Source organism: Pseudomonas sp. TE3552, from assembly GCF_056278945.1.
In genome coordinates, this window is record NZ_JBWBQJ010000001.1 from 2,102,223 (window position 1) to 2,125,655 (window position 23,433).

The 23,433-nt window shown below is 60.5% G+C and carries 20 protein-coding genes and 1 pseudogene; 3 read left to right on the forward strand and 18 right to left on the reverse strand.

What is annotated here, in order from left to right:
* Positions 1–103 precede the first annotated feature (103 nt).
* Positions 104–1,060, forward strand: coding sequence for a citrulline utilization hydrolase CtlX (gene ctlX, locus ACZ9BB_RS09310; protein ID WP_476213505.1), 957 nt, complete (start codon positions 104–106; stop codon positions 1,058–1,060).
* Positions 1,057–2,091, forward strand: a complete 1,035-nt coding sequence (astA, locus tag ACZ9BB_RS09315; RefSeq protein WP_476213506.1) for an arginine N-succinyltransferase — start codon at positions 1,057–1,059, stop codon at positions 2,089–2,091. The genes ctlX and astA overlap by 4 nt, the downstream gene beginning before the upstream one ends.
* Positions 2,092–2,258: 167 nt before the next feature.
* Here astA and ACZ9BB_RS09320 read toward each other — a convergent pair whose 3' ends face one another.
* The 9 genes from ACZ9BB_RS09320 to argH all read right to left on the reverse strand — a co-directional run bounded on the left by ACZ9BB_RS09320 (position 2,259) and on the right by argH (position 11,583).
* A complete protein-coding gene (locus tag ACZ9BB_RS09320; RefSeq protein ID WP_476213507.1) occupies positions 2,259–2,954 on the reverse strand; it encodes an HPP family protein in 696 nt (231 codons plus the stop codon).
* 159 nt (positions 2,955–3,113) lie between these two features.
* On the reverse strand, positions 3,114–4,292 hold the full coding sequence (locus ACZ9BB_RS09325; RefSeq protein WP_476213508.1) for an MFS transporter: 1,179 nt from the start codon (positions 4,290–4,292) through the stop codon (positions 3,114–3,116).
* A gap of 105 nt (positions 4,293–4,397) precedes the next feature.
* Complete coding sequence (locus ACZ9BB_RS09330) at positions 4,398–5,747, reverse strand: MmgE/PrpD family protein (protein WP_476213509.1); 1,350 nt, start codon at positions 5,745–5,747, stop codon at positions 4,398–4,400.
* Positions 5,744–6,631, reverse strand: a complete 888-nt coding sequence (locus ACZ9BB_RS09335; protein ID WP_476213510.1) for a polysaccharide deacetylase family protein — start codon at positions 6,629–6,631, stop codon at positions 5,744–5,746. Before ACZ9BB_RS09335 ends, ACZ9BB_RS09330 begins: the two co-directional genes overlap by 4 nt.
* Positions 6,624–7,472 (reverse strand): polysaccharide deacetylase family protein, encoded by an 849-nt coding sequence (locus ACZ9BB_RS09340; protein WP_476213511.1) that lies wholly within the window; start codon positions 7,470–7,472, stop codon positions 6,624–6,626. The genes ACZ9BB_RS09335 and ACZ9BB_RS09340 overlap by 8 nt, the downstream gene beginning before the upstream one ends.
* 77 nt (positions 7,473–7,549) lie before the next feature.
* Entirely contained in the window at positions 7,550–8,374 is an 825-nt protein-coding gene (locus tag ACZ9BB_RS09345; RefSeq protein WP_476213512.1) for an ABC transporter substrate-binding protein, read from the reverse strand.
* A gap of 39 nt (positions 8,375–8,413) precedes the next feature.
* Complete coding sequence (locus tag ACZ9BB_RS09350) at positions 8,414–9,178, reverse strand: amino acid ABC transporter ATP-binding protein (protein ID WP_018929141.1); 765 nt, start codon at positions 9,176–9,178, stop codon at positions 8,414–8,416.
* A 10-nt stretch (positions 9,179–9,188) separates the two neighbouring features.
* Positions 9,189–10,067 (reverse strand): amino acid ABC transporter permease, encoded by an 879-nt coding sequence (locus ACZ9BB_RS09355; protein WP_253423049.1) that lies wholly within the window; start codon positions 10,065–10,067, stop codon positions 9,189–9,191.
* An 88-nt stretch (positions 10,068–10,155) separates the two neighbouring features.
* Entirely contained in the window at positions 10,156–11,583 is a 1,428-nt protein-coding gene (gene argH, locus ACZ9BB_RS09360) for an argininosuccinate lyase (RefSeq protein WP_476213513.1), read from the reverse strand.
* A 296-nt stretch (positions 11,584–11,879) separates the two neighbouring features.
* On the opposite strand from argH, the pseudogene ACZ9BB_RS09365 reads away from it, so the two are divergent.
* Positions 11,880–12,845: pseudogene (locus ACZ9BB_RS09365) on the forward strand (LysR family transcriptional regulator).
* A 143-nt stretch (positions 12,846–12,988) separates the two neighbouring features.
* Here the strand turns inward: ACZ9BB_RS09365 and ACZ9BB_RS09370 are convergent.
* The 9 genes from ACZ9BB_RS09370 to arnB are packed head-to-tail and all read right to left on the reverse strand — an operon-like array spanning position 12,989 to position 23,396.
* Entirely contained in the window at positions 12,989–14,527 is a 1,539-nt protein-coding gene (locus ACZ9BB_RS09370; protein ID WP_476218255.1) for an ArnT family glycosyltransferase, read from the reverse strand.
* 56 nt (positions 14,528–14,583) lie between these two features.
* Positions 14,584–15,963: a UDP-glucose dehydrogenase family protein gene (locus ACZ9BB_RS09375; protein ID WP_476213514.1), complete on the reverse strand. Its 1,380-nt coding sequence runs from the start codon at positions 15,961–15,963 to the stop codon at positions 14,584–14,586.
* The gene (gene arnF / locus ACZ9BB_RS09380) at positions 15,960–16,373 is read right to left on the reverse strand and encodes a 4-amino-4-deoxy-L-arabinose-phosphoundecaprenol flippase subunit ArnF (protein WP_476213515.1); all 414 of its coding nucleotides are present in this window, start codon (positions 16,371–16,373) and stop codon (positions 15,960–15,962) included. The genes ACZ9BB_RS09375 and arnF overlap by 4 nt, the downstream gene beginning before the upstream one ends.
* A complete protein-coding gene (gene arnE, locus ACZ9BB_RS09385; protein ID WP_476213516.1) occupies positions 16,370–16,714 on the reverse strand; it encodes a 4-amino-4-deoxy-L-arabinose-phosphoundecaprenol flippase subunit ArnE in 345 nt (114 codons plus the stop codon). Before arnE ends, arnF begins: the two co-directional genes overlap by 4 nt.
* A complete protein-coding gene (gene arnT / locus ACZ9BB_RS09390; protein WP_476213517.1) occupies positions 16,711–18,360 on the reverse strand; it encodes a lipid IV(A) 4-amino-4-deoxy-L-arabinosyltransferase in 1,650 nt (549 codons plus the stop codon). Before arnT ends, arnE begins: the two co-directional genes overlap by 4 nt.
* Positions 18,357–19,241, reverse strand: a complete 885-nt coding sequence (gene arnD, locus ACZ9BB_RS09395) for a 4-deoxy-4-formamido-L-arabinose-phosphoundecaprenol deformylase (protein ID WP_476213518.1) — start codon at positions 19,239–19,241, stop codon at positions 18,357–18,359. The genes arnT and arnD overlap by 4 nt, the downstream gene beginning before the upstream one ends.
* Positions 19,241–21,235, reverse strand: a complete 1,995-nt coding sequence (arnA, locus tag ACZ9BB_RS09400; protein ID WP_476213519.1) for a bifunctional UDP-4-amino-4-deoxy-L-arabinose formyltransferase/UDP-glucuronic acid oxidase ArnA — start codon at positions 21,233–21,235, stop codon at positions 19,241–19,243. Before arnA ends, arnD begins: the two co-directional genes overlap by 1 nt.
* The gene (gene arnC / locus ACZ9BB_RS09405; RefSeq protein ID WP_476213520.1) at positions 21,232–22,251 is read right to left on the reverse strand and encodes an undecaprenyl-phosphate 4-deoxy-4-formamido-L-arabinose transferase; all 1,020 of its coding nucleotides are present in this window, start codon (positions 22,249–22,251) and stop codon (positions 21,232–21,234) included. The genes arnA and arnC overlap by 4 nt, the downstream gene beginning before the upstream one ends.
* Entirely contained in the window at positions 22,248–23,396 is a 1,149-nt protein-coding gene (arnB, locus tag ACZ9BB_RS09410) for a UDP-4-amino-4-deoxy-L-arabinose aminotransferase (RefSeq protein ID WP_476213521.1), read from the reverse strand. Before arnB ends, arnC begins: the two co-directional genes overlap by 4 nt.
* Positions 23,397–23,433 lie beyond the last annotated feature (37 nt).

Here is a 23,433-nt window from a genome sequence, read left to right on the forward strand (position 1 = left end):
GATTTTCAGCCGTTTCCATCACCCCCCATCTCCTTATCAACCGGGTTTTTCCCGCGTCTGAACAGACAATGAGTGCCTCTCAACCCTCATTGAATCTGTGCCCATGCAAACCACCAATACCGTTTTGATGATTCGCCCGACACGTTTCTCGTTCAATCAGGACACGGCGGCGAACAACCGTTTCCAGCGCCCGGCCGATGTGTCCGAGGACGTGCAGCTCAAGGCCTTGCAAGAGTTCGATGGCTACGTCGCCGCGCTGCGCAGCCATGGCGTCGAAGTGCTGGTGCATAACGACCGCGAAGCCCCGCACACCCCCGATTCGATCTTCCCTAACAACTGGTGGAGCAGCCACCCCGACGGCACGTTGGTGTTGTACCCGATGCAGGGTCACAACCGGCGTCTGGAGCGCGACAAAGGCGTGCTGGACTGGCTGCGGGACGAATACCGGGTTGAGCAGATGCTGGATCTTTCCAGCCTGGAACAGCAGGAAGTGTTCCTCGAAGGCACCGGCAGCATGGTGCTGGATCGACAGCAGCGGATTTGTTATGCCGGCTACTCCACCCGCACCCACGCTCGGGCGCTGGATCAACTGGTCGAGCATTTGGGTTACGAGTTGTGTGCCTTCAATGCGGTGGACCGCCAGGGCGTGGCGATTTATCACACCAACGTGATGATGAGTGTCGGCACACGGCTGGCCATCGCGTGTCTGGCTTCCGTCACTCAGCCGGCGGAACGCCTGGCCCTGCGCGCGCGGCTTGAAGACAGCGGCAAGAAGGTCATCGCCCTGGACTGGGCGCAGCTGGAATCGTTCGCCGGCAACATGCTGGAAGTCCACAACGCTGCGGGCGAGCCTTTGCTGGTGATGTCGCGCACCGCCTGGCAATCGCTGGATGCCGCTCAGCGTCGTTTGATCGAAGCCCACACCACGCCGCTACCGGTGAACATCGACACCATCGAACGCATCGGCGGTGGCAGCGCGCGCTGCATGTTGGCCGAAGTCTTCCTATCTAAACGTCAATCAAAACGTCAGCCCAAAGCTGCCCAGGAGCAAGTACGATGATCGTCCGTCCTGCAACACCGGCAGATTTGCCGGCACTGTTAGCCCTTGCCCATAGCGCCGGGACTGGTTTGACCACCTTGCCGGCCGATGAGGCACGCTTGAGTCATCGCCTGGAATGGGCGGCGAAAACCTTCGCAGGCCAAGCCGAGCGCGGCGATGCCGATTACCTGTTTGTGCTGGAAAACGACCAGCACGAAGCGGTCGGCATCTGTGCATTGGCGGGGGCCGTCGGCCTGCGCGAGCCCTGGTACAACTATCGATTGGGGCTGTTTGTCGCCGCGTCGAAAAACCTCGGGATCAATCAGCAACTGCCGACATTGTTCCTGGGCAATGACATGACCGGTCATTCGGAGTTGTGTTCGCTGTTTTTGCACGCCGATCACCGCAGCGGTCTGAATGGCCGTTTGTTGTCGAAGGCACGCTTCTTGTTTCTGGCGGAGTTTCGTCAGCACTTCGGCGACAAGGTGATCGCGGAGATGCGCGGTTACTCGGACGAAGAGGGCGTATCACCCTTCTGGGAAGGCCTGGGACGGCACTTCTTCAAGATGAATTTCGCCGACGCCGACTACCTCACAGGCCTTGGCAACAAAACCTTCATTGCCGAGCTGATGCCCAAGTTTCCATTGCCGACCTGCCTGTTGCCTGAGGCGGCGCGAGCGGTCATCGGTCGCGTACACCCCAATACCGAGCCGGCGCTGGGCATGCTCAAGGCTGAAGGGTTCGAGCATCGAGACTACATCGATATCTTTGACGGCGGGCCGCTGATCGAATGCGCGACCGGCGACATCCGCGCAGTGCGTGACAGTCAGGTGTTGCAGCTGAGCATCGGCACACCGGGAGAGCAAGCGGCGACGTACCTGATTCACAACCGCCAGTTTGCCGAATGCCGAATTACCGCTGCGCCCGCACGCGTTGCCGCCGGCACGTTGATTGTCGATGCGCAGACGGCGAAAACCTTGGGCTTGAGTGTCGGGGCGTCGGTGCGCGCGGTGAGTTTGGCAGTGCCGGCGCGGCAGCAATCTGCGGCCTGACGCGGTTTTTGAACCCATCTTGTGGCGAGGGGGCTTGCCCCCGTTGGGCTGCGAAGCAGCCCCAAAACCTGCTATCGGTTTTCTTCAGTAATACCGAGATCACCGAATCTGCGACTGCTGCGCAGTCGAACGGGGGCAAGCCCCCTCGCCACAGAGTGCGAGTGTTTTCAGGCTCTGCCGCTCAGCACTTCACCGATGCTACGGCGCTTGGCATGCAACTCGCTGGCATGGATCAACTGTTCGAGGTCTTCGGGGGTGACATCGTAGAAGGCCTCCATGTCGGCGAGTGCCCGTCGCAGATCCTCGGCGGTGATCGCCTGACTGTCGGTGGCGGGCATTAACGGTGCCGGTTCAGCGGGACGTTTCGGGTAACGAATGCGCGTCAGGTTGTTATAGGCGAGGGCGCTGAGCAGCATCGTCGAGGCACTGAGCATCACCGGGCCCAGGGCCTTCCAGTCCATGGCGATGGTCGCCGGGTCTGCTATCACCAGCAACAACGCCAACGCTCCGGCCGGAGGGTGCAGGCAACGCAGCCAGCACATCAGAATCAGCGCCATGCCCGCCGCGAGGCAGGCGCTGCCGAGGGTGCGCCCGAGTACGTGAGCGACCAGCAGCGAAATCACCCCCGCGCAAAGGTAACCACCAAGAATCGACCACGGCTGGGCCAGTGCGCCCGAGGACACGGCGAACAACAACACCGCCGAAGCCCCCAGCGGCCCGATCAGGTGCAGCGCCACTTCAATGCCGAACACCTGACCGCAGAACCAGACGCTGAACATCGTCCCCAGGGCCATGCCGATGGCGGCGCGGCTCCATTCGGTGGGGCGGGTGTTGATGGCGGCGGGCAACCAGCGAGCAAGCATGACGACAATCAATCCTTTAACAAAACCTGAGCAAAAAAAAGGCTTGTCCGGATACCCGGAAAGCCCTTGAAGTGGTTCCAACTATTGGGGGAGGAACGGCGCACAGTGTGCCGTTCATTCACGATGCTGACAAATTCATATTGATGCAGCTTCAGTGCATTATTTTTGCAGTATCGCCACCCGCCGACCACTCATGAAACACAGCAAACCGCCCATCGCCGTCAACCCGCTCAGGGCATAGAACATGGTCGGCGCAGGTGTGTGCATCAGCAGGAAGCCGCAGATCACCGGGCTCAATGCACCGCCGAGGGCCGCCAGGTTCTGCGCGCCGTAGTAGCTGCCGCGCAGTTCTTCCGGGGCGAGGGTGTCGACGAACAGGAACTCGGCCGGGTAAATGATCATTTCGCCGAGGGTGAAAATGAACATTGCGATGCACCAGCTCACCAGGCTGTCGGCCAGGCTGAAACCGATCAACCCGAGAATGAACAGGCTGGTGCCGCCGACAATCCAGTAGCGCAGTTGTTCGCGTTTGAGAAACCGGCCGATCTGGTATTGCAGCAGGATTACGCTGATGGCGTTGCAGGCGAGCAGGGCGGCCATGGTTTCCAGGGCACGTTTGGCGTCGTGGGTGACCAACAGGTATTGCGACAGGTACAGGGTGAAGCGACCGTGCACCACGGTGCTGAGCAGGCAGCCGCAGGTGAACATGATCAGCGTGCGGTCGTTCTTCAGGGTGACCAGGGTTTTGAGGAAATTCTGCGGCTGGCCGATCGCGGGTGTCTGCGCCGAGTCCCTGGGAATGCCGCTCATCAAGAAGATACTGAAGAACGCGATGCCGCCGGCGATCAGGAACGGCGCCAGCGGCTGCACCCCGGCGATCACCACACCGAGCATCGGGCCGGTGGCGTAACCGATGTTGGTCAGGGTGTAACGCAACGAAAAGGCCTTGGCGCGCTGGCCCATGGGCAGGTTTTCGCTGAGGATCGCCTTGGACCCGATCAGGAACAATGCCGAGGCGGTTTCGGTGATCACCAGGGTGGCGGTGGTCAGGTAGAGGTTTTCGGCGAAGGTCAGCAGCACGAAGCCGATGGCACTGGAAAGCATGGCGAGGATCAGTAGGCGACGCTTTTCGAGGCGGTCGATGATGTAACCACCGTAAAGGGCGAGCAGGGTGGCGATGAACACCGCGATACCGAGCAACAGGCCGACGTCCTGTTGATTGAGGCCGAGTTTGTTGCTCAGAAACAGTGTGAGCAACGGGCTGGTGATGGCGCGGCTGACGACGATGGTCAGCGAGCAGATCATCAGCCGGCGGATAACGAGCGAGTAAGTGGCCACGGTTGGGCAAATGTCCTTATTCAGATTCTTTGGTATCGACGCGATACCGAGTTGCTGCCAATCGCGGGCAAGCCCGCGATGAGGCCGGACCAGGCAACACAATATTCAACTCAGCCACCGATCAAGCGCCCGAACCGATTCCAGTTCTTCCAGCCGCCACAACTGCTCAAGCAATGCTTGCGCCTGCTGTCGCGGCATCACCCGCCCCGCCAGGCTGAAAAATTTCTCCTCCAGCGCCTCATCACTCAGCGGATTGCCCGGCGCGCCCAACGGCACCTCAACGCACAAACTCGCCTGCCGACCGTCCACGGTCCGCAGGCTGACAACAGGCTCGCCATCCTCTGACAGTCGCGGGTCCACTTCAAGGTGAATGCGCGACATCCAGTGTGCAATCCGCGGGTGGCTGCGCTGTTCGTCGTCGTAGGCTTCCAACCGGCAATGCCCATGGACCAGCCGGGCCGCGAGGGCGTAACGCAGGCTCATCTGCGCGGCCGGCAGGGTGTTGATGTCTTGACCACCACACATGTCCTGAAGGAATCCGCACAGGGAAACCTGAACGTCCTCGACCTGATCGACGCTGACCTGCAATTGATCCAACAACAAACCCAACGCATCGATCGCCGAATGCGTGCCTCGGCATGCGGCGTAGGGTTTGATCGAGCAGCGGGCGAGTTTCCACACTTGGCCGAGTTCGGCATCCAGCGCCTCGGGCACAGCGGTATCCGCCGCGAGGGTCTTGAGAAAACCGCCCCAGACATCATCGAACAGTTTTGTCGGCCCGGTGATGCCTTGCTGCGCAAATCGCGCCGCCAGCAATCCACCTTCGGCAGCCCGACCGCTGTGAAGTCTTTTGCTTTGCGAGCCATCATGAATGAAGGCCCACAGACCGCCGCTGAAGCTGCCGGCGATGCCCAGCGCCGCCAGGGTTTGCTGCGCATCCAGACCGATAATCCGCGCGCTGGCGGCCGCTGCACCAAACACCCCACACGTCGCCGTGGAGTGCCAACCGACGCCGTTGTGGGCCGAGTAACTGCCGCAGGCTTCGAGCACTCGACGACCGATGTCGTAGCCAATGACCACAGCGGTGATCAACTCGCGGCCGCTCACCGGTTTTATCGACATCGAGAGTGCAGCCATTACCGCCGGCAGCACCACCGCGCCGGAATGGTCGCAGCCGCCGGTGTCGTCCAACTCCAGGGCATGGGCGGCGATACCGTTGAGTATCGCAGCCTGCGCCGCGCCAACCCGCTGACCGCTGCCCCAGACCAATGAGCTGCCGGCTTCGCCCTCGAAAACCTGACGCGTCTGTTTGGCGACATCGCTACCAGCCCCGGCCAGGGCCGCGCCGAAAGTGTCGAGGATGTGCCGCTTGGCTTGTGTCACCAATGCGGGAGGTAATTCCTCGAAGCGAGTGTCGACGCAGAACTGCGCCAGTCGTTGCAGGCGTTCACTCATGTCAGGTAATCCCGATAATGGCGTTCGTACACCGCCGCCGGATGATCCTCGGTTACGGGTGCTGCCGATTCGGCCCACCACTGAGCGACCTCGGCACCGGTGGCGATCCACACGTCGTCGTGCTGCTGAATGCTTTGAAGCAATTGCCGCAACACGCCGATCCGCCCAGGCGTGCCGATAATTTCCGGGTGCAACCGCAGCACATAACACAGCCCGAAGCGGTGAAACCCGGCGAAGTCCATCTGCAGGTTGCCCAGGGTATGGCTGTAGGAAGCGATCCGCGATTGCGCTGGCGGCACCGCCGGGCTGAGGTTGAAGGCGAAGTAGGGTTCGTCTTCCAGTTCGTAATGCAACGGCAGTTCGATCACCTCGGGTGCCGTCGGGTGAGCGAAGGGCAAATCATCGCCGCGCCATGACGAAGACCAGCGTATGCCGTGGTCCCTCAAGGCCTCGATGAAGCCCGGCGCACCACTGCCGGCCGGGATACGAAAGCCTGTCGGACGCTGACCGGTCAGCACTTCTAAAGCCTCGCAACCCTTGGCAACCTCGGCACTTTGCTCGGCCAGCGTCAGGTTGTCGTAGTTCTGATGGCGATACCCGGCGCAGGTGATTTCATGCCCGCCGGCCAGGATCGCCCGGATGTGTTGCGGGTTTTCCTCGGCGACGATGCCGGGAATGCACCAACTGCTGCAAACACCCAGTTCTTCGAAAAGCCTGAGCAAACGCTCGACACCGCGTTGGGTGCCGTAGCGCCACACCGACAAGGTCTTGTCGCGCCCGGCGACTTCCGGGGCCTGGGTGAGGATGCCGTGGATGTCGTTGTAATCGACGGTCAATACCACGGCGCAGCGGTGGCCATTGGGCCAGACAGTGGAATCAGCCATGGTGATGCTCCTTCAGCCACCATTGGGCGACGTCGCGGCAGGTGGCGAACCACACGTCGTCGCGCTGGCGCATGTGTTCGAAGAGTTTTTCCAGGAGCAGGATGCGCCCCGGTTTGCCGGTGATCTTGGGGTGGAACAGGGTGGTCAGGCACAACCCTTCAGCCATGGCGCCGTCGAATTCGCGGCACCAGTTATCCAGGGTCAGTTCGTAGCTGGCGGTACGGTCGAGCCCGGAAGGAAAGTCCGGCGCACGGGTGTAGGCGAGGGAGGCGTAGTCGTCCATTTCCCAGCGGCCGGGGATTTCCACCAACGGTGTATCGAAGCCCGGCACGTTGACCAGGTAGGGCCGGTCATCGCCGCGCATGCTGCTGGAGTAGGTCACGCCAGCCTCCACCAGCATGGCCGGTGTTTCGGCCCGCCAGTCGCCGGACGGTGTGCGGAAACCTTCGGCGCGGATGTGCAGATGCTTCCAGAACACCTCGCGGGATTTGTGCATCACGTCCTTCTGCTGCTCCAGCGTCAGGGCGTAAAAGGATTCGTGTTTGTAGCCGTGGTAGGCCACCTCATGCCCGCGCTCGACAATCGCCTGGCACTGCGTCGGCCAGTTCTCCACGATCCAGGCCGGGACGAAAAACGTCGTCGGGATTCGAAACTCGTCCAGCAAATCGAGAATCCGCGGCAGCGCCCGATAGGGGCCATAGCCACCGAAACCGAAATACTCGGGCTTGCGCCAGATCGAGCCATTGAGCATGGCATCGCCAGTGGGGCCATCGAGGTCGAAGGCCAGGGCGAGGCAGGCTGTGTGCTGATCGGGCCAGGTGGGTTGCAGCGAGGAGGACATCGTATGGCGCTCCAGAATTTATAGTTGAAACATCTGTAGCAGCTGCCGAGCCTGCGAGGCAGCTGCTACGAACCGTGTTATTTCCCGGCGTTGATGGTCACGGTCTTGATCGCGCCCAGTTCCAGGGCCCATTTCTTCAGGATCGCCTGGTAGCTGCCGTCATCGATCATGCTTTGCAACGCGACTTTCACCGCTTCGCTCAGCTCAGGCTTTTTCTTGCTCACACCCATGCCCGAGAACTGCTTGGAAATCGGCAGGCCCACGGTTTTGTACATGTCCTTTTCCTGGGTCTTGAGGTACGGCAGGGTTTCGCTGCCCTGCATCGCCGCGTCGATACGGCTCTGACGCAGTTGCGCGCGGGCGTCGGCCGAGCCTTCGGTGCCGATCACGTTGATCGCAGGCTTGCCGGCGGCTTCGCAGTTGGCTTTGCTCCACTCGGCGATTTCCGCCGGAAAGGTAGTACGACGGCTGGTGCCGACTTTTTTGCCACACAGGTCGACGATCTCGTTGGTGTCCTTGTTTTTCTGCAAGGTGTAGAACTGCGGACCGCTGGTGAAGTAGTCGACGAAGGTCACACTGGCCTGACGCTCGGCGGTGTCGGTCATGCCTGACAGCACCATGTCCACGCGGTCGGTGGTCAGCGCATTGATCATTTGCTCGAAGCCGGTTTCCTGCCATTTGATCTTCACGCCCAGACGTTCGGCCAGGGCGTTGCCCAAGTCATAGTCCAGGCCAGTGAGGGTGTTGGTGGCCGGGTCCTTGAAATCCATCGGCGGATAGTTCGGCATGATCGCAACGACGATCTCGCCCTTGTCCTTGATGCTGGCCGGCAACTCGGCAGCGAAGGCGAAACCGGATGCCAGGACGCTGGCAAGTACTGCTGGGATTACTAGGTTCTTCATGGTCGTTCTCTTATGAGTGTTGTGAGCGTCAAAGGACGCTTAGGTTCGAACGGCAGAAATGAAGCTTTGGGTGCGTGGGTTTTGCGGACTTATTAGTATTTCTTCGGGGCTTCCAGCCTCCACGATCTGCCCGCCGTCCATGAACACCATGCGGTTGGAAACTTCGCGAGCGAAGCCCAGTTCATGGGTGACGACGATCATGGTCATGCCGGTTTGCGCCAGATCGCGCATCACCGACAGCACCTCACCGACCAGTTCCGGGTCGAGTGCCGAAGTGGGTTCATCGAACAGCATCAGCTTGGGTCGCATGGCCAACGCACGGGCAATGGCGACACGTTGTTGCTGACCACCCGAGAGCTCAATCGGGTAGCTGTTGCGTTTATCGGCCAGGCCGACGCGAGCGAGCAGTTCCACGGCTTCTTCGTGCGCCTCTTTGGGCGAACGCTTGAGCACCTGGCATGGCCCTTCGATGATGTTTTGCAGCACAGTCATGTGCGGGAACAGGTTGAAACGCTGGAACACCATGCCGGTGGCCAGGCGCTGGCGGGCGATCTGCGACTCGTTGAGCTCGTGCAGCTTGTTGCCGACGATGCGGTAACCCACCAGTTCGCCGTCGACCCACAGACCGCCCTTGTCGATTTTTTCCAGCTGATTCACGCAGCGCAGCAGTGTGCTCTTGCCGGAGCCGGACGGGCCGATGATGCACAGCACTTCGCCTTGCTCGACCTCGATGTTGATGTCCTTGAGTGCGTGGAAATGGTCGTAGTACTTGTTCAGGCTCACGGCCTTGACGATGCTTCTCATGTGCGGCTCCTCAAGAACGCTTGCCGGCGCCGCGAGCGAAACGACGCTCCAGACGGCTTTGACCAAAGGACAGAACAGTGACGGTGGCCAGGTACCAGATACCGGCGACGATCAGCAGCTCCATTACCCGGGCGTTGGCGTAGTAGATGTTCTGGGCGTTGTAGAGCAGTTCCGAGTACTGGATGACGCTCGCCAGGGAGGTCATTTTCACCATGCCGATGAACTCGTTACCCACCGGCGGAATGATGATCCGCATGGCCTGGGGCAGGATGATCCGGCGCAGGGCTTGCAGGCGTGGCATACCGATCGACTTGGCGGCTTCGTACTGCCCGGTGTCCACCGAGAGCAGGCCGGCGCGCACCACTTCGGCGGTGTAGGCGCCCTGGTTGATGCTCAAGCCGAGGAGGGCGGCCACAAACGGTGTCATCAGGCTCACGGTGTCCATTTCGAACAGACCGGGGATGCCGATGGTGGGGAAAATCAGCGCCAGGTTGAACCACAGCAGCAGCTGCAGAATCAGCGGCGTACCGCGAAACAGCCAGGTGTAGGTCAGCGCCACATAGCGCAGGATCGGATTGGCCGACATGCGCATGATGGCGGTGATCACCCCGAAGACGATGCCCAGCGCCATCGCCAGCACCGCCATGACGATGGTGTTGAGCAAGCCCCACATAATGGCCTGAGAGGTGAGGAACTGGCCGATGTACGACCATTCGATCTTGCCTTCGGCGAACGCGCGCACCAGGCCGACAATCGCGATCACGATCACGCTGGCGAAGAAAATCCGCCCGTAGTAACGCCGTGGCACATGTTGGTACTGGGTGATATCGAACTGGTTTTCCGCCAGTTTGCGCTCCGCCTGGAGTCGTTCTGCCTGTGTCTGGCTCATGTTGGTTCTCCGTACGGTAGTATTTCAGGTCAAACACGCCCCCCTGTGGGAGCGAGCAGGCTCGCTCCCACAGGTTTTATGCTCTGACTTAAAGGCGAAAGCCCTGATAGTCCTCGGTCCATTGCTGCTGCGCGGCGAGGGCGGTTTTCAGTCGGCCGATCTGCTCGCGCACCTGTTGCGGCGCGGTGCCGCCCCAGCCACTGCGGGCGGCGATCGCAGCTTCGAGGGTCAGGCTGTCGCGCACTTCAGGTTTGAGGCGTGGATCGATCTCGGCCAGCAATGCCGGTGAGGCTTCCCACAATTCGAGGTCGTGTTTCTCACAGGCCTGGACCAGCGCGCCGGTGATTTCGTGAGCTTCCTTGAACGGCACGCCGCGCACCGCCAGCCAGTCGGCGACTTCGGTGGCCAGGGTGAAGCCCAGCGGTGCCTGACGACGCAGTTCTTCGACGTTGACCTTCATGGTCGCAACCATCCCGGCCATCGCTGGCAGCACCAGCAACAGGGTGTCGACGCTGTCCAGCACGCCGTTTTTGTCTTCGCTGAGGTCGCGGTTGTAGGACAGCGGCAGGGATTTCAGCGTCGAGAGCAGCCCGGTCAGGTTGCCGATCAAGCGGCCAGCCTTGCCCCGGGCCAGTTCGGCGATGTCGGGGTTTTTCTTCTGCGGCATGATCGAACTGCCGGTGGCGTAGGCATCGTCCAGCGCCACCCAGCGAAATTGCCGCGACGACCACAAGCAGAATTCTTCGGCGAGGCGGGAAATGTTGATCCCCAACATGCTGGCGATAAACAGGAACTCGGCAACATGATCGCGGCTAGCCACGGCGTCGATGGAGTTTTCGCAGACGCCGCTGTAGCCCATTTCCTTGGCCGACTGCTGGGGCAGGCGAGCGATGGCGGAACCGGCCATGGCCGCCGCACCCAGTGGCGACAGCGAGGTGCGCGCGTCCCAGTCCACCAGGCGCTGCACATCGCGCAGCATCGATTGGGCGTGGGCCAGCAAGTGGTGAGCGAAGACGATCGGCTGGGCCTGCTGCAGGTGGGTGAAGCCCGGGCAGATGCTCTCGATGTGTTGCTCGGCCTGATCCACCAACGCTTGTTGCAAGGCCAGCACTTCAACGGCCAGTGTACGAACGTGATCACGCAGGAACAGGCGCAGGTCGTTGGCGGTCTGGTCGTTGCGTGAACGGCCGGCGCGCAGCTTGCCGCCCAGCGCGCCGAGGCGTTCGGTCAGCAGGCGCTCGATGAACGTGTGGACGTCTTCGTCATCCAGGGTCGGCGCAATGCTGCCGGCACGGAAGTCATCACCGATACGCTCCAGGGCGTCGAGCATGGTCTGGCTTTCCTGCTCGCTCAACAGCCCTGCGCGCTGCAATTCCCGGGCGTGCGCCTTGGAACCGGCGAGGTCGTACGGAGTGAGGCGAAAGTAGCGCTCGGGGCAACGGGACAGGGCCGCCAGGGCTTCGGACGGGCCGCTTTTGAAGCGGGCACCCCAGAGACGGTCGGTGGTTTGAGACATTGTTGTTTTCCTCGTCGGTAACGCGAACTGAAATCGGTGTGCAGAGCCTGGAACACTTCCCGGAAATTATTCGGGTGTGGTCATGACTGAGCAGTGTTCAAGAGGGCAGTTGCTAAATGGCGAGAGCTGATCGAAGTGTCAGCTTTTAATGGTTCGAAATCAGTGAGTTGGCACTGATCGGTGGGATTTATTAACGGTTGCCAAGCCTTGTTTTCTGTGTTCATTATTATTAGCCAGCACTGTTTTTGTTGTTGGGCACAGATTGTTGAATAGGGCGCCAGAGGTAAATAAGCATTATGGAAACCCCACTTTCCAATTCCGGAAACCCGCCGCAAAGAACGGTACATCGGGCGCCGCTGGCCCTTAGCGGTCTGGACTTCAAACTGCTCAAAGTATTCAAGGCTGTGGTTGAGGCCGGTGGCTTCAGTGCTGCGCAGAATGAGCTGAATGTGGGCCTTGCGGCCATCAGCAAACAGATCTCCGACCTGGAAATCCGTATCGGCATGCGCCTGTGTACCCGAGGCCGAGAGGGTTTTCACCTGACCGAAGAAGGGCGTCTGGTGTACCAGGCTTCGATCGATTTATTTGCCTCGGTCGATAACTTTCGTGATCGGCTTAGTTCGGCACAGAACGAACTTATTGGCGACCTTGGAGTGGGCGTAATTGATAATACGATTTCGGACGACAATTCGCCGTTAGTTGCCGCGCTTAGAAAAATAAACGAAGAATCGCCGAAAGTAAGGTTCCAACTTTAGGCGTCTCAGTTAGATGAAGTGGAACGAGGCGTGGTCGAGGGGCGATTAGTGGTGGGGATTGTGCCGGTTTACCAAAAAAGAGAAGAGTTCGATTACTTCCCGCTTTATGAAGAGCGCTTGTACGTGTATTGCGCTGTCGGTCATCCACTATTCTCGCTGCCGGAGGCGGAGATGGGCAGCAACGTGCTGCAAGATTACGAGTGCATCAACCACCGCTACGCGATCCATCGCGACAAACTGAATTTTGCCCGCTACGACAGCTTCTCCGCCTCGGCGACTCAAGTAGAAGCCGTAGCGCTGCTGGTCAAGACCGGTCGTTTCGTCGGCTTTCTGCCCGAGCATTACGCGGCAAACCTGGTGGCTCAGGGACAATTTCGGGCGGTGCGTCCGGACCTGATCAACATCGTCACGCCGTTCAATCTAATCTTGCGCCACAACACCGTGCGCAGTCCGCTGGTGAAGGCGTTTGCCCTGGCGTTGGGGGTGGATTTGAAGGCGCCGGTTTGACCTCAAACGAAGGTGTTCAAATGTGGCTAACAGTAACTAACGGACAATACCTGCCTACGTAGGAGCTGCCGAAGGCTGCGATCTTTTGATCTTGCTCTTTAGCAACATCGAAACCATCAAAAGATCTCAGCCTGCGTCAGTTCCTATAAGGGAGGTGTGTGCAGCAATACGAAATCATTTTTATCGAAACGTCCGCTCAATACCGGTGGCTGGGCCCCCAGTGGAGTGCCTTGCAAGGCGTTGTAGTCGCTTCGGTCCATCATGAGCCAGGCTGGCCCCGAGAGGGCTTCCAGCTCCTGAATCGATTCGGTGAACACCGGTTGCAAATCCTGCTCGATATTAACCATGAACTTGATCGCCTTGGCGTCTTTGCCCATGCCGTGCAGCACCAACGGCGCCGGGGCTTTTTGAACCTCTGCGAACGCGGCTCGGCTGAAGGCTTGCGTGTCGTAAAGCTGACGTTCGACCGGTTCAAACACCAGGATATAAACCGACCATAGCGCCAGGACTGCGCAACAGGCCAGCACCTCGGCTCGCCAGTGAGCGCGGAACCAAGCCGCCAGCGCGATGACTTGCAGGGCCGCAAGCACGATCAATACCGGCACAAAGGCAGGTGGTTGTGCTGGCAGACGCCGCTGAACGATCAGCAATGCGACAATCAACACTCCCGGTATCACCAACCAAAGCCCTTGCATCAAACCCCGCAACCAACCGAACACCCGACCCTGCGCCACCTGAAACGGGTACGCCGCAATGATCGCCGCCATGGGCAGCATCGGCAGCAGGTAACGGGCCTTTTTCGCCTGGGGAATCGATAAGCCAATCATCACGATCAACCCGGCCGCCGTGCAGTATTGCAACAGGCGTAATGCCGGACCTGCCTGCCGTGGATTCGTCAGCCAGACCGCGGCCAATACCAGCAGTGCCAGTGGATAAGCGAGCGCATAGTTGCCAAACGACGCGGTGAAGTAATACAGCGAACCACTGACGCCTTCACTGCCGTCCATGCGCCCCATGAACTGCATGCGCACCACGTCATGCATGAAGGCCGTTCCACCACTGGCTTCGGCCAGCCACAGTAATGCGCCGACGCATAGCACCAGCAACACCGCCGCCAACAGGCCAAAACCGAACAACCGTGACCATTGGCGATTGAGCAGGTAGTAGCTGCACAGCATGCCGGTGGGGATCACCAGCCCGATTGGCCCGCGAACCCCGAAGCCAAGCAACAACAAGGCCAGGATCAATGGCCACCGACTGGGCATCGCGAAATGGTCGGTGGCATACCCCACGTAGAACACCGAAAAGGCGACGGCCGCCAGCATCAAGTCCTGGGATACGGCACGGGTTTCGGTGACAAACGTAATAGTCAGCAGCATCAGGGCGACGCTCAGCAGCGCCCAGCGTCTGGAAATGGGCGCGAGCAACCGGTACATCAATGTGACGATCACGGCGGCGGCGATGGCACTCGGCAGCCAGGCGCTGAGGCTGTTGACCTGCCCGAACGGCAGGGACAGCAACCAGATAAACAGCGTCGACACCGCCGAATAGTCAGCATAGGGCTGGCCATAGGTGGTCGGAAAAACCGACGGCCCGTGGCGCAGCATCTCCTGGGCGAACAGTACAAAGCGCGAGTCGAAGCCGATCGCCGCTTGCTGATAAACCCCGGCGATGAACAGCATGAGTGTCAGCAGCCCAAGCCCCACGGACTGCCGACGAATGCCGGGCGATAGGGGGGTCACGCAACGACCGAAGCGGCAGGCCATTGTTGGTGCGGAATCGGCAGCTTGCGCGACTCACCACGGCCCATCGGGAAGTACAGGAATCCGCTGCGGGCCAGGCGCTCAGCGTCGTACAGGTTACGCCCGTCGAAAATCACCGGTGCGTTAAGACGTTGCTGGATCAGGTCGAAGTCCGGCGCCTTGAACTGCTGCCATTCGGTGCAGATGATCAACGCGTCGGCACCCGCGAGGACCGATTCCGGCGTGCCCATGAGCATCAGCTTCGGTTCGTCAGGATAAAGTTGTTGGGTTTCCTGCATGGCTTCCGGGTCGAACGCCCGCACATTGGCCCCGGCGGCCCACAACGATTCCAGCAGCACACGGCTTGGCGCATCGCGCATGTCGTCGGTGTTGGGCTTGAATGCCAGGCCCCACACGGCGAAGGTCCGGCCCTGCAAATCGCCCTTGTAGAAGGCGTTGATGCGTTCGAACAGTTTGTGTTTCTGCCGCTCGTTGATGGCTTCCACCGCTTGCAGCAGGTCGCTGGAGCAGTGGGCCTCTTCGGCACTGTGAATCAGCGCGCGCATGTCCTTGGGGAAACACGAGCCGCCATACCCGCAGCCGGGATAGATGAAGTGGTAACCGATGCGTGAATCGGCACCGATGCCCAGTCGCACCGATTCGATGTCGGCACCCAGGTGTTCGGCCAGTTCGGCGATCTGGTTGATGAAGCTGATTTTGGTCGCCAGCATGCAGTTGGCGGCGTATTTGGTCAGCTCGGCGCTGCGCAGGTCCATGAACATGACGCGGTCATGGTTGCGGTTGAACGGGGCGTAGAGGTCGCGCATCACGTCGCGCACTTCATCGCCTTCACAGCCGATGATGATGCGGTCCGGGCGCCGGCAATCGGCCACGGCCGAACCTTCTTTCAAAAACTCCGGGTTGGAAACGATATCGAACTGCAACTGCCGGCCGGCCTGGAGCAGGTACTTTTCGATATGGGCGCGCAGCGTATCGCCCGTGCCCACCGGCACGGTGGATTTCTCCACCAGGATCACCGGCTGTTCACGATGACGCGCCACCGCTTCACCCACGGACAACACGTATTGCAGATCCGCCGAACCATCCTCCCGGGACGGCGTGCCGACGGCGATGAACAGCACCTGGCCATGTTGCACCGCGAATTTTTCGTCCGCGGTGAAGTGCAGCCGCTTGGCGTCCAGGCTTTCACGCACCAGGCTGGCCAGCCCCGGCTCGAAGATGCTGACGTGGCCTTGTTGCAGCAACGCAACTTTTTTCTCGTCAATGTCCATGCACACTACGTCGTGGCCGACTTCAGCCAGGACGGCGGCTTGCACCAGACCAACGTAACCGCTACCAAATACACTGATTTTCATGATGCACTCCTAAGTTCGGGCGCGCGAGCAGGTCGAGAATTAATAGTGATAACACCCAGGATGACCAGAGCCACTCCCAGGGTTTTTGAAAGACTGAAGGATTCGTTGAACAGTGGCAGGCTGGCGGCCAGCACATACACCAACGCATAGCTGATGCTCAGCAGTGAATAGGCCCGGCCCAGCGGCACATCCCGCAGGGCGGCGAGCCAGGTGAGCATCGACACGGCATAGGCGAGGATGGCGGCCAGCACGACGGCCACGGCGGACACATCGACGCTGCCATTGCTCAAGGCGGATAACCATTGTTCGGGATGCGGCAAGCGAGTCATGCTCCAGCGCATACCCAACTGCGCGGTGGTGCCCAACAGCACGCTGCCCAGGGCGAAGGCGATTCCTCGACGCAGGCTCATGCGTGTTGCCCCAGCAGCGCCACGCCACTGATCACCAGCGCCACGCCCAACCAGTGACGGCGGTCGATGACTTCGTGAAAGACGAAACGGGCGACCAGTGTAATCAGCACGAAATTCAAGCTGAGCATGGGATAGGCGATACCGACTTCGAGGCGCTGCAACACCAGCAGCCAGACCAGCAAGCCCAGTCCCAGGGAGGCGAGCGCCAGCCACAGCCACGGCGAGCGCAGTTTCTCGCCCCAGCCCGAGGTCTTGCCACGCCAGCTTTCCACGGCGTACTTCTGGGCGATCTGGCCCAGGCAGGTCAGCAGGCAGGCGGTCAGTAGCAGCAACAGGCTCATGACGCATCCTGAGGGAAGATCAGAATCACCAGGTTGCCTTGTTCATAACGTTTGCCGTCCTTGGGCAGCAGTTCGATTTCTTGCAGTTCGTCATCTCCCTTGACCCGCATCACCACGCCGACCGAACCGTTCCGGCGGGCTTCACGCATCCACTGTTGCACCTGATCGAGATCGACTCGCTGCTGTATTGCATCAGGATAGGCCAAGCCATATTTCAGTTCACCTATCGTGTTGTACAACGCCACGTCAGGGCGTTTCAGGCGCCAGGCCAGGGCCGAGGCGGCGCCGAGGTCGTTGCTCAACAGCTTGTCGGCCTGTGCCAGTTCATCGACGTGATGGAGTACGAACTGGTCAGGCATCTTGTTCGCCACCACCGAGTTGGGCATCCCGGCCGGCAGTACGCCAATCAGCAGCAAACTGCCGAAGGCCGGTGCCGCCCAGCATTGCAACGGACGAAACGCTTGCAGCAGGTTGGCCATGATCCAGCCGATCAACCCGATGAACACCAATATCAGATTGTGCAGTTCATGGTTGTACAGCGGTTTTTTCAGTTGCAGATAGACTAGCGCAATCAGGGTGATCAGGCCCAGCATCAGGTTCAGCAGGCCGTTGATACCCAGTGCCCGGCCCTGTTCCAGCTTCAGCCGGTCGGCCAAAGCATGACCCAGCAACAACGCCAGGGGCAGCAGGCAGGGCATGATGTAGGTCGGCAGTTTGCCGTTGCTCAGGCTGAAAAACAGCAGTGGCATCAGCAGCCACAGCAACAGGAACGCGATGTTGGCCTGGCGCCGGGTCTGCCAGGCCTGTTTCAGTGCCGATGGCAGCAACGCCGCCCATGGCAGGCTGAATGCCACCAGCAACGGCAGGTAGAACCACCACGGTGCATCGTGCTGGGCGTCATCCCCGGCGAAGCGGCGAATGTGTTCGTGCCAGAAGAAGAACCGCCAGTAATCGGGCTCCTGCGCATGCACCGACAAGGCCCACGGCAGACTCACCACGATGGCCACGACAATCGCCACCGGGCCGTAAGCCAGCAATTCGCGCCAGCGTTTTTGCCAGAGCATCCAGGGCAGGGCGACCAGCACCGGCAGCAGCCAGGCAAGGAACCCCTTGGTCATGAAGCCCATGCCGCAAGCCAGGCCCAGCACCGCCCAACCGAGCAGGCGCGGGCCTCGGCGGACGCTGTCCAGTGCAAACCACAAACCCACCAGGCTCAGGTTGACCCAGAAAGTGAATTGCGGATCGAGGTTGGCGTAGCCGGCTTGCCCGGCGACGATCGTAAAGCTCATGTACAGCAGTGCGCAGGCGAAACTCTTGCGTGGCTCGCTCCACAATCGGCGGGCGATCAGGTAACACAGCAACACGCTAAGCCCCGTACTCAGCACCGAGGCGATACGCACGCCAAATAGATTTTCGCCAAACAGCGCCTGGCCGATGGCGATCATCCAGTAGCCGGCCACCGGTTTTTCGAAGTAACGCAAACTCATGAAGTGCGGCGACACCCAGTTACCGCTCAGGAGCATGTCCTGGCTGATCTGGGCGTAACGGGTTTCGTCGGGAATCCATAAACCATGGGTGCCCAGCGGCAGCAAGTATGCCAGCGCCAACACAATCAGTAATAACGGCAATGCCCAGGGTTTGCTCATGCGCCTTGTACCCCCAGCCAGCCTTCACGGCCCTGGAGGGTGCCGCGCACGACCCGGCCCGACGGCAAGGTAGCGCAGGCCTCGGGCAGCAAATTGCCCAAGGGCTGGAAATGAATATCACGTTGGCGAGCATCGGCCAGTAATTGGCGAAAATCGTTGGCCATCAGAATCCCTTCTACTTCGGCATGGACAGTGTAGACATTGAGTTTTTGCGGGGAGAACCGTTCAAGGATAAAGGTGTTGAAGTCTTTGGCTGCGACGGTCGGGCCGACCACCTCGTCGAAGGTCGGCAGGTCCACCGGAATCTGCGGCGCCCCCGGACTGCCATCGGCCAAGGTCGGCCGGAACAGATGCTGGCCTCGACAATCGCTGTTGTAGCGAAAGCCGAAAGCCTGCTTGGCCTCGATCACACGCTCGTCCGCCCGCCAACCGGCGGACGCCGAGCATTCTACCTTTTGCCCAAGAATATCGCTGAGGCTGTCGACGCCACGGCGAATCTGTTCGATCAGTTGCGCTTCGCTCCAGTGTCCGGCATTGGCTTGCCAGCCGTGGTGATCCCAAGCGTGCAGGCCGACTTCATGCCCGGCTGCCTGGGCCTGACGCATCAGGTGCCCGAGGTCGCGACCGATCGGTTTGCCCGGCCACGCGGTGCCAGCCAACAGAATGTCCCAGCCATACAGGCCGGCGGCGTTGGAACGCAGCATTTTCCAGAGAAATTGCGGGCGGATCAGGCGCCACAGGTGGCGCCCCATGTTGTCTGGCCCGACGCTGAAGAAAAACGTCGCCTTGACCTGAGCCTCATCGAGCATTTCCAGCAGCCGCGGCACCCCCTCACGGGTGCCTCGGTAGGTGTCGACATCGATTCGAAGGCCTGCCTGCATCAACGTTTTTTGTCCGCGATCTCAAGCATGGCTTCGCGCAAGAAGAAGTCCAGCGTGTTGCCGATGGTCTCGCTCATCTCGACAGTCGGCGCCCAATCCAGCAGACGCTTGGCGTTGGCGATGCTCGGTTTGCGGTGAGACACGTCCTGATAGCCGGTGCCATAGAAGGCCTTGCTTTCGATATCGCGGAAACCGGCGAACGGCGGGAAGTTGTCGCGCAACGGGTGCGCCTCGAACTGACGCAGCAGCTCTTCGCCCAATTGACGAATGCTGGCTTCGTTGTCCGGGTTGCCGATGTTGATGATCTGGCCGTTGCAGGCATCATTGTCGTTGTCGATGATCCGCGCCAGGGCTTCGACGCCATCGGCGATGTCGGTGAAGCAGCGTTTTTGCTCGCCGCCATCGAACAGACGGATCGGTGTGCCTTCCACCAGGTTCAGGATCAATTGGGTGATGGCCCGGGAGCTGCCGATGCGCGCCGAGTCCAGACGGTCCAGGCGTGGGCCCATCCAGTTGAAAGGGCGGAACAGGGTGAAGTTCAGGCCTTTCTGGCCATAGGCCCAGATCACCCGGTCGAGCAACTGCTTGGAGATCGAGTAGATCCAGCGTTGCTTGTTGATCGGCCCGACCACCAGGTTGGAGCTGTCTTCGTCGAAGTTGGCGTCCTGGCACATGCCATAGACTTCCGACGTCGACGGGAAGATCACGCGCTTGTTGTATTTGACGCAGTAGCGAACCAGTTTCAGGTTCTCTTCGAAATCCAGCTCGAACACCCGCAGCGGATTACGGGTGTATTCGATCGGCGTGGCGATCGCCACCAGCGGCAGGACCACGTCGCACTTCTTGATGTGGTACTCGATCCACTCCGAGTGGATGCTGATGTCGCCTTCGACGAAGTGGAAGTTCGGATGGCTGCGCAGGCGCTCGATGGCGTCCGAGCCGATGTCCAGGCCGTACACTTCATAGCGGTCGTCACGCAGCAGACGCTCGGACAGGTGATTGCCAATGAAGCCGTTGACGCCAAGGATCAGCACTCGGGTGCGACGCGGTGCACGGCCCGATTCGGCGCCACGCAATACGGAACCGTCGACCAGCCCCAGCTCATTGGCCAGTTGTGGGCCGCTGAGGTACAGGCCGTTGTCGTTGCGTTGGCCGGCGTTGATCACCAGCGAATCTTCGCCGCAAGCAATGCGTAGCGGATCGACGCTGATGACCCGACCGGGTGCCTGGCCTTCGTTGCCCTTGACGACATCCGCGCTCCAGACAATCAACTTGTGCTCGCCCACGGCACAGAACGCGCCCGGGTAAGGCTGGGTCACGGCGCGGACCAGATTGAACAGTTCTTCGGCCGGTTTGCTCCAGACCAGTTTGCCGTCCGCCGGGGTGCGACGGCCAAACACTGTGGCTTTGGATTCGTCCTGCGGGGTTTCGCTGATTTTGCCCTGAAGCAGTGCAGGCAAGGTGTCGCGCAGCAGATCGCTGGCGGCCTGGCGCAATTTGCCGTGCAGGGTCAGCGCGGTGTCGGTGCGCTCGATCGCCACCCGTTGCTGGGCGATGATCGCGCCGGCGTCGGCACGTTTGACCATGCGGTGCAGGGTCACGCCGGTTTCGGTTTCACCGTTGACCAGCACCCAGTTGGCCGGGGCCCGGCCACGGTAGCGAGGCAGCAACGAGCCGTGCAGGTTGAACGCGCCTTTACTGGCAGTGGCCAGCAGTGGTTCGCTCAGCAGATTGCGGTAGTAGAACGAGAACAGGTAATCGGGGTTGAGCTTGCTGATGCGCTCGATCCACAGCGGGTGGTTGGCATCTTCCGGGGCGTGCACCGGGATGCCTTTACGGGCGCACAGTTGCGCAACCGAGCCATAGAACGCATTTTCCTTCGGGTCATCGGGATGGGTGAACACGGCTGCAATCTCGAAACCGCTGGCAAGCAGGGTTTCGATGCCGGCACAGCCAATATCGTGATAAGCGAAGACAACAGCTTTTGCACTCATGAGAGAACCTGATCTGAAGAAGTGGAAGTGAGACCGTCAACGGTGACAACGGGGGCAGGAGCAGAGGGGGTGCTGCGCAAAACCTTTTCGATAAAGAACCGTGGACGTGCCCGGACGTCGCCGTACATGCGGCCCAGGTACTCGCCCAGCAGGCCCATGCCAATGAATTGCCCACCGGTGAAAACGAACAATACGGCGAACAGGACGAACGTACCGCCGCCCGCCCAACCGGCGCCGAAAGCCATGCGCAGTACAATCAACGCGATGGCGAACAGCACGCCGAGGCCGGCCATGCCGAAGCCGACGATGCTCAGCAATCGCAGTGGCGTGGTGGTCATGCAGGTGATCAGGTCGAACATCAGATTGATCAGGCGCATCGGGCTGTATTTGGATTCGCCATGTTCGCGCTCGGCGTGGGTCACCAGAATTTCCGTGGTGTGCCGGGCGAAACTGTTGGCCAGGATCGGGATGAACGTGCTGCGTTCGCGGCAGGCGAGCATGGCATCGACGATGGTCCGGCGATAGGCGCGCAGCATGCAGCCGTAGTCGCTCATGGCGACGCCAGTGGAGCGTTGCACGGCGAGGTTGATCAGCTTCGATGGCCAGCGACGCAAGGCCGAGTCCTGACGGTTATTGCGCACCGTGGCGACCACGTCATAGCCCAGTTCCGCCTGAGCCACCAGCCGAGGGATTTCTTCCGGCGGGTTTTGCAGGTCGGCGTCGAGGGTGATCACCACATCGCCCTTGCATTGTTCGAACCCGGCCATGATCGCCGCATGTTGGCCGTAGTTGCGGTTGAGAATGACCGCCACCACCGGGCTGCAGTCGCGACTGGCAGCCTCCTCGAGGATTTGCGCCGAGTTGTCGCGGCTGCCGTCGTCGACCAACACAATTTCGTAGTCATGGTGCAGTTGCTGGCACGCCGCTTCGGTACGCCTGAGCAACTCGGGCAGGCTGTCCTGTTCGTTGTAGACCGGGATGACGATTGATACGCAACGGATCGGATAAGGTTTCACAGGCTTCTGTCCAGTGTGTTTTCAATGGCGCCGACGACACGATCGACATCATCGGTGGTCATGTCGGGGAACAACGGGATCGAACACAGCCGCGCCGAGTTCCATTCGGTGTTGGGCAGGTAGATGTTGGGGAAACGCTGCCGGTAGTAAGTGTGCAGGTGGGTGGCGATGAAGTGAATGCCGGTGCCGATGTTCTGTTCCTGCAACGCCTTCATGAACGCCTCGCGATCCAGCCCGCAACGCTCGGCGTCGATGCGCAGGATGAACAGATGCCAGGCGTGCTGTTGCGCATGGGCCGGAATGGCCAGCGGTTGCACCGGCAGGCCTTCGAGGCGTTGCAGGTAGGTCTGGGCCAGCTCTGTGCGTTTGGCGTTGATCGCGTCCAGGCGCTCCAGTTGCACCAGGGCGATGGCAGCATTGATGTCGGCCAGGTTGTACTTGAAGCCGGGTTCGATCACCTGGGCCTGGGGTTTGCGGCCGTGGGTGAGGCGGTCGTAGGCGTCGACACCCAGGCCATGGAACTTGAGCATGCGTACCCGATTGGCCAGGGCTTCATCGTCGCTGACGAACATCGCGCCCTCGGCGCAGGTCATGTTCTTGATCGCGTGGAACGAGAAGATCGCCGTGCCTTGGGCGCCGACGTGCCGACCTTTATAGAAAGTGCCCGCGGCGTGAGCCGCGTCTTCGATGACGGCGATGCCATGTTTGTCGGCCAGATCGTAGAGCGGATCGAGGTCGAACGCCGCGCCGGCGTAATGCACCGGAATGATTGCCTTGGTGCGCGGTGTGATCGCCGCTTCGATGCTCGCCAGGTCGCTCATCAACGTGTCGCGGTCAACGTCGACGAAAACCGGCGTCGCGCCGAGCAGGCAGATCATGTTGGCGGTCGACACCCAGGTCTGCGATGGGGTGATGACTTCGTCGCCGGGCCCGATCCCCAATGCCAGTAACGTGATATGCATACCACCGGTGGCCGATGACAATGTGACGGCATGCCGACAGCCAACATAGTTGGCGAAGTGTTCTTCCAGTTGCTGGTTTTTCGGCCCGGTAGTGATCCAGCCAGAGCGCAGTACTTGCTCTACCGCAGCAATTTCTTCGTCGCCGATACTGGGGCGGGAGAAGGGTAAAAACGCCTGACTCATGGGCACCTCGGAGCTTAAAAATGAATAACCATGCAGG

Excerpts from the sequence above, each read along its gene's own strand:
- ctlX (WP_476213505.1), top strand. The coding sequence starts at position 104 with ATGCAAACCACCAATACCGTTTTGATGATTCGCCCGACACGTTTCTCG.
- astA (WP_476213506.1), top strand. The coding sequence starts at position 1,057 with ATGATCGTCCGTCCTGCAACACCGGCAGATTTGCCGGCACTGTTAGCC.
- ACZ9BB_RS09320 (WP_476213507.1), bottom strand. The coding sequence starts at position 2,954 with ATGCTTGCTCGCTGGTTGCCCGCCGCCATCAACACCCGCCCCACCGAA.
- ACZ9BB_RS09330 (WP_476213509.1), bottom strand. The coding sequence starts at position 5,747 with ATGAGTGAACGCCTGCAACGACTGGCGCAGTTCTGCGTCGACACTCGC.
- ACZ9BB_RS09335 (WP_476213510.1), bottom strand. The coding sequence starts at position 6,631 with ATGGCTGATTCCACTGTCTGGCCCAATGGCCACCGCTGCGCCGTGGTA.
- ACZ9BB_RS09340 (WP_476213511.1), bottom strand. The coding sequence starts at position 7,472 with ATGTCCTCCTCGCTGCAACCCACCTGGCCCGATCAGCACACAGCCTGC.
- ACZ9BB_RS09345 (WP_476213512.1), bottom strand. The coding sequence starts at position 8,374 with ATGAAGAACCTAGTAATCCCAGCAGTACTTGCCAGCGTCCTGGCATCC.
- ACZ9BB_RS09350 (WP_018929141.1), bottom strand. The coding sequence starts at position 9,178 with ATGAGAAGCATCGTCAAGGCCGTGAGCCTGAACAAGTACTACGACCAT.
- ACZ9BB_RS09355 (WP_253423049.1), bottom strand. The coding sequence starts at position 10,067 with ATGAGCCAGACACAGGCAGAACGACTCCAGGCGGAGCGCAAACTGGCG.
- argH (WP_476213513.1), bottom strand. The coding sequence starts at position 11,583 with ATGTCTCAAACCACCGACCGTCTCTGGGGTGCCCGCTTCAAAAGCGGC.
- ACZ9BB_RS09370 (WP_476218255.1), bottom strand. The coding sequence starts at position 14,527 with ATGCTGTTCATCGCCGGGGTTTATCAGCAAGCGGCGATCGGCTTCGAC.
- ACZ9BB_RS09375 (WP_476213514.1), bottom strand. The coding sequence starts at position 15,963 with ATGAAAATCAGTGTATTTGGTAGCGGTTACGTTGGTCTGGTGCAAGCC.
- arnF (WP_476213515.1), bottom strand. The coding sequence starts at position 16,373 with ATGAGCCTGCGTCGAGGAATCGCCTTCGCCCTGGGCAGCGTGCTGTTG.
- arnE (WP_476213516.1), bottom strand. The coding sequence starts at position 16,714 with ATGAGCCTGTTGCTGCTACTGACCGCCTGCCTGCTGACCTGCCTGGGC.
- arnT (WP_476213517.1), bottom strand. The coding sequence starts at position 18,360 with ATGAGCAAACCCTGGGCATTGCCGTTATTACTGATTGTGTTGGCGCTG.
- arnD (WP_476213518.1), bottom strand. The coding sequence starts at position 19,241 with ATGCAGGCAGGCCTTCGAATCGATGTCGACACCTACCGAGGCACCCGT.
- arnA (WP_476213519.1), bottom strand. The coding sequence starts at position 21,235 with ATGAGTGCAAAAGCTGTTGTCTTCGCTTATCACGATATTGGCTGTGCC.
- arnB (WP_476213521.1), bottom strand. The coding sequence starts at position 23,396 with ATGAGTCAGGCGTTTTTACCCTTCTCCCGCCCCAGTATCGGCGACGAA.